Consider the following 4,843-nt stretch of genomic DNA (forward strand, 5'->3'; position numbering starts at 1 on the left):
TTCGAGGCGAAGGTGGCCTGCGGCAGGTCGGCCAGCGCCGCCAGCATCTGGCCCGTCTGGTTGGCGTCGTCGTCGATCGCCTGCTTGCCCAGGATGATCAACTGCGGCTGCTCCTTGTCGACCAAGGCCTTGAGCAGCTTGGCCACGGCCAGCGGCTGCAGCTCTTCGGTCGTCTCGACCAGGATGCCGCGGTCGGCRCCGATCGCCATCGCCGTGCGCAGGGTCTCCTGGCACTTCGCATCACCGCAGGATACGGCGATGATTTCAGTAGCAGCGCCCTTCTCCTTCAGGCGCACYGCCTCTTCGACCGCGATCTCGTCGAAGGGGTTCATGCTCATCTTCACGTTGGCAATGTCGACGCCGGTGCCGTCAGACTTGACGCGCACCTTCACGTTGTAGTCAACGAGCCGCTTCACCGGAACGAGAACCTTCATAGTCGTTGTATGGTGCAAATGTGGAGGGCCGCGCGCGCCCGTTTCATGAACGGAGTAGCAATGCGAATCCGTTGGGTAGCGTGGATTTCGTGGTAGACGCCCTGATTCGAAGGCGCGACGGGAGCCACAGCGGCAGCTGAACGCCGCGATGCCCATGGTTGCGCGCCACATGGGCAGCGGGCAGGTGACGTGCTCGCCTTCTCACGCGTTCACCACTCACAGGTTCGCCAGATGCCACGCCACGATGAACTCGTCGCTGATGCCGTCGCGGCTCTTCATGATTGAGCAGCAGCGGTTCCACCCAGTCTAGGCGGGCATTGGAGAGGCTCATGGCAGGCAAGGCCTTCAGGGGCACACGACGTAGTTGGAAAAGCCCCCGTTGCGATCCTTTAGGCCGGAGATCGCCTCGTTCACGCGTGCGAGAGGGAACGTGACGTCTTCCAGGTACGACAGGTCAATGGTCCCAGTGCGCACCATGTCGGCCATCTCTTGGCCTTGCGTGGCGCTGAACCAGTTCGACCCGATTAACTGGATCTGCTCGTCCATCAGCCACTTCATGTCGATCGGCAAAGCGTCCGACACGCCACCGATATTCACCACCTTGCCGCCGCGCCGCACACCCTTCATGGAATCCAGCATCGTTTCGATCGGTGCGCGGGCGCCCAATGCGCTGATCGCGAAATCAACGCCGTCGCCGCCAGTCTGGGCCCTCGCCCACTCCCCGGTGGGTCGATCCCCCAGCGCGATGACCTCGATGCGCTCGGGTGCCAGCGCCTTCACGCGCTCCAGCAGAGCCAGATCCCGCCCGGTGCCCAGAATCTTCGACAGTCCCATCGCCAAGCCGAGCACCGTCGCCGCGACGCCCAGCGTACCGGTAATGCCGTCGATCAGGCCGACTTGCCCCGGGCCAGCGCCAGCATTGCACAGCGCACCGTAGGAGGTGCCTAGATAGCCAAACCGTCCAGCCTTCTCGAAGCTGAGGTTGTCGGGAATGTTCACCAGCGCGTACTCAGGAGCTGTCATGTACTCGCTGAAGCCCCCGTACGGATACAGGTCGAAAATCCGTTGCCCGTCTGTGCTGGTGCTGAAATAGCCATTGAGCGTGTAGTAACGGCACTGGCTACGACGGCCGGAGCGGCAGGCCTTGCACGATCCGCAAGAACGCAGCGGGCTGACGTACACGCGATCGCCCGGTCTTGCATTGATCACCGCTTCGCCGACCTCCTCGACGACACCAGCCGGATCAAGGCCAAAAATGGCCGGAAACTTGGCGAGCGGCTGGTGCGGAAACCAGCTCGGCCAGTTGTTGATGACGTTCGCCATGTTGGGAACGATGCCGCACGCCTTGACGCGCACGAGCACGTCGTTGGGCCGAGGCTTCGGCACCGGGATGGTGTCGAGGGTCATTGGGGTGTGCAGCTGGTGCAGCCGCGCCGAGATCATTGTCCTCATGATTTCTCCTGTTGCTATCCGGGGGTATGCGATGTCACTGGAAGGCGCCGCCCGGCGGGCGAAACTTCGCCGGCCAAACGGTCACCCACTTGCCGCCCTGCACCTGCTTGAGCTTGGTGTCGGGGGCGCTGCTGTTGAACTTACCTTCGAACGAACGAACGCCTAGCACGGTCTGTACCTGGTTAGCCTTGAGCCAGGCAGCCATGGCCTTGTCGTCAATCTTGCCGGCGCCATTGGCAGCGGCCTCCAGGATCTGCCATGCAGCAAATTCCGATGCAGCCTGATATTCGGCGACCGGATACGGCAAGCCGGCGCCCTTGGCCTTCTGCACAAACGCTGCAACGAAGTCCGCGGCACCCGTATTCTTGGTGAACGGCTYGTGGTCTTCGAACCAGGTCAGGCTGGTCACACCGGTAGCGTTCGGGTGCGCCGCCGTCGGACCCGGTGCCGGGAACAGGTAGAAGTGGCGCTTCGGTAGRTAGTCGATGCGCTTCATTGCATCGAGCAACTGCACCGCCTCCATGCCCACTGCGCCGGACCACAATACGTCTGGATTGGCGTCCTTGATGCGGGCGGCGATCGCGCCAAAATCGCGCGTGCCGAATTCATACTCGAGCGTTAGCACGTTGTTGAGGCCACGCTTCTGCGCGATCCCTTGACCTCCCTTCGCCAAGTCGAGCGCCGACGGGAACTTGCTGGTGACGAAGGCGATGGTTCTAGGCGGATTCGGCAGGCTGGCATATCCATCGAGGATCAGTTCTGTGTCTGCCAGGCGCGGATCCGGACCCAGGGGCAGCGATGGGAACTGCAGCTCGTACGGCGCCAGCGCAGGCTCCCCCAGGCTGCTTTGAATGAATAGCTTGTTGAACCGCTGCGCAACGCCCATTGCGGCGATGATCGAACTAGTGCCATAAGGTCCCATTAGCAGGTCGACCTTTTCCGCTGTGATTAGGCGCTCGTACAGCGTGCGGGCGTTTGCCGGCTGCGACTGGTCGTCCAGTACTACGAACTCGACCTTGCGGCCCAACAGTCCGCCGCGCTTGTTGATGTCTTCGACAAACACCTCTGCAGCCAGTTTGTGAATCATGCCGACCGACGCCAACGGGCCGGTGAGTGGCAAGGTGCCCCCGACACGAATTGGGGCGCTGCCGCTGCCTTGCGCGAAGGCGGCCGGCAAACCAGTTGCAAGCACGAGCGTGCCGGCCGCGAGCGCCAGCATGCGACGACGAAAAGGGCTGCAAGTCATGGTGATGTCTCCTGTTGATGCTTCGGGTCGACGCCGTTGCCGCTGTTCAATGGCCCGCTTCGAGTTCAATCCCCAGGCCCGCCATGATGCGAACGCCGGAGTTGTACCAAGAGACCACCAGCACCAGCGCGATCATTTCTGGTTCGCCAAGGAATGCCGCCGCGCGTGACCAGGTGTCGTCGCTCACATCAACCTTGAGAGTCGACTCCTTGGCAAATGACATCACCGCCTTCTCTTGATCGGTGTAGAGGCTGGAGCTCTCGAACTGCGGAACCGCGTCGAGCTGCGCCTGCGTCAGGCCGGCCTTGAGGCCATGCGACTGATGGTGCGCAATCTCGTATCGCGAGTTCGTGAGGTGCCCCACCGTCAGGATCGACAGCTCCCGCAGCCGAGGGCTTAGCGGCGACGACCGTAGCGCGTTGGCGTAGGTAAGGAAGCCGTCAAGCAACTCCGGCGTCTGGGTCAGCGCCAAGAAGATGTTGGCGGTTGGCATCTTCCGCTCTTTCTCAAGGCGGTCGAAGATCGCCTGGTTGGGGCTGTTGGCGCGATTGAGGTATTTGACGCGTGCCATGGGATTCGGTCCTTGGTTAGTTGTTGCTTTGGGTCGATTGCTGCTGAATGAACATTTCCAGCGTCTGCGGATTCGGCTTCTTCTCCGGGTCCTGGGTGGTGGCGTCTTTGAAGGGGCTGGCGTGGAAATACCAGTGCTCGGTCGCCGGAAGGCCCCAGCGCACGTTGGTGCTCAGCGAGCCAGCCTCCCAGCGCACTGGCTCGACCTCGGTGTCGATGGTCTGGTAGTGGCCGTCGCACAACTCAACGCGGTGTCCATCCGGGTCCAGAAGGTAAACGTACAGCATCCCGCCCGGGCCATGTCGGCCTGGCCCGCGGTCCACCGAGCCTCCGTAGCCATAGTTACCCGCCAGGTCGCAGGCCGTGAAAATCAGGTGCGACTCCGGAATGATGTAGGCGAAGTGGTGCATCTTCGGCCCGACGTTCTCCACAATTGCCAAGTCAAGGCACGTCCCCTTGCGGAACATGAAGGCGCCCAGCAACTTATCACCGTGCGCCAGGTATTCCGAGTTGCGGAAGCCAAGTTGGCTATAGAACTCGCAGGCCTTCCAGCAATCGGGTGCAAAGATCTGAAAGTGATCGATGCGCTGAGCGTGCGCGCCGGTGAACTGCTCGAACTTGAGGAACATCCGCTCGCGGACTTCCATGTGGGCGCACAGCTCGAGCTTGGTGCCGTACAGGTCCTCGCAATGCAGCGTGCGGCCTTGGTAGGGCACCTCCACCCACCTCGCCGGCAAGCCGCGCCCGGTGAACCAGGCGTAAGCGCCGTCGAGGTCCTCGTCTAGATATACACGGAAGCCGAGTCGCTGACAGGCGGGCACGCCCTCCGTCTGCACCAGCACCAGGCTGTGATGCGCTGCTTCCGACAAACCGCGCAAGTAGCAGGTGGTCGGCGTCTCGTCGGAGACCACCAAGCCTACGATCTTCACGTAAAAGTCTCGGCTCTTTTGAAGATCGCTGACCTCCAGCACTATGTGACTGGCCCGGCTGATGTTAAAGGGCGGGCGCAGGTCTACGGTGGGCAACATGGCAAATCTCCTGGTTGGTTTGACGGGGGGCGAACAAGGCCGGTTTGCACAAGACTTGACGATCAATTTCAGGCGGCAGCGGCCGAAGTAGCTTCGCCGTATTCGGTTAACGC

5 protein-coding genes are annotated in these 4,843 nt (G+C 62.0%); all 5 read right to left on the bottom strand.

Going from position 1 to position 4,843, the window contains the following annotated elements; translation table 11 throughout:
• Nucleotides 1-434, bottom strand: a 434-nt coding sequence (locus AC1DY5_RS42235) for an electron transfer flavoprotein subunit beta/FixA family protein (RefSeq protein WP_478120390.1), incomplete at its 3' end; no start/stop codon positions are given.
• Between the two features lie 345 nt (nucleotides 435-779).
• Nucleotides 780-1,886: an alcohol dehydrogenase catalytic domain-containing protein gene (locus tag AC1DY5_RS42240; protein WP_478120391.1), complete on the bottom strand. Its 1,107-nt coding sequence runs from the start codon at nucleotides 1,884-1,886 to the stop codon at nucleotides 780-782.
• A gap of 34 nt (nucleotides 1,887-1,920) precedes the next feature.
• Nucleotides 1,921-3,132 carry an amino acid ABC transporter substrate-binding protein gene (locus AC1DY5_RS42245; protein ID WP_478120392.1) on the bottom strand — a complete coding sequence of 404 codons (1,212 nt, stop codon included), beginning with the start codon at nucleotides 3,130-3,132 and terminating at the stop codon, nucleotides 1,921-1,923.
• A 46-nt stretch (nucleotides 3,133-3,178) separates the two neighbouring features.
• Entirely contained in the window at nucleotides 3,179-3,703 is a 525-nt protein-coding gene (locus AC1DY5_RS42250; protein ID WP_478120393.1) for a carboxymuconolactone decarboxylase family protein, read from the bottom strand.
• Between the two features lie 16 nt (nucleotides 3,704-3,719).
• The coding region (locus AC1DY5_RS42255; protein ID WP_478120394.1) for a VOC family protein at nucleotides 3,720-4,843 on the bottom strand (1,124 nt) is incomplete at its 5' end.

The organism is Variovorax sp. P4_D9 (assembly GCF_056401695.1).

Excerpts from the sequence above, each read along its gene's own strand:
- AC1DY5_RS42240 (WP_478120391.1), bottom strand. The coding sequence starts at position 1,886 with ATGAGGACAATGATCTCGGCGCGGCTGCACCAGCTGCACACCCCAATG.
- AC1DY5_RS42250 (WP_478120393.1), bottom strand. The coding sequence starts at position 3,703 with ATGGCACGCGTCAAATACCTCAATCGCGCCAACAGCCCCAACCAGGCG.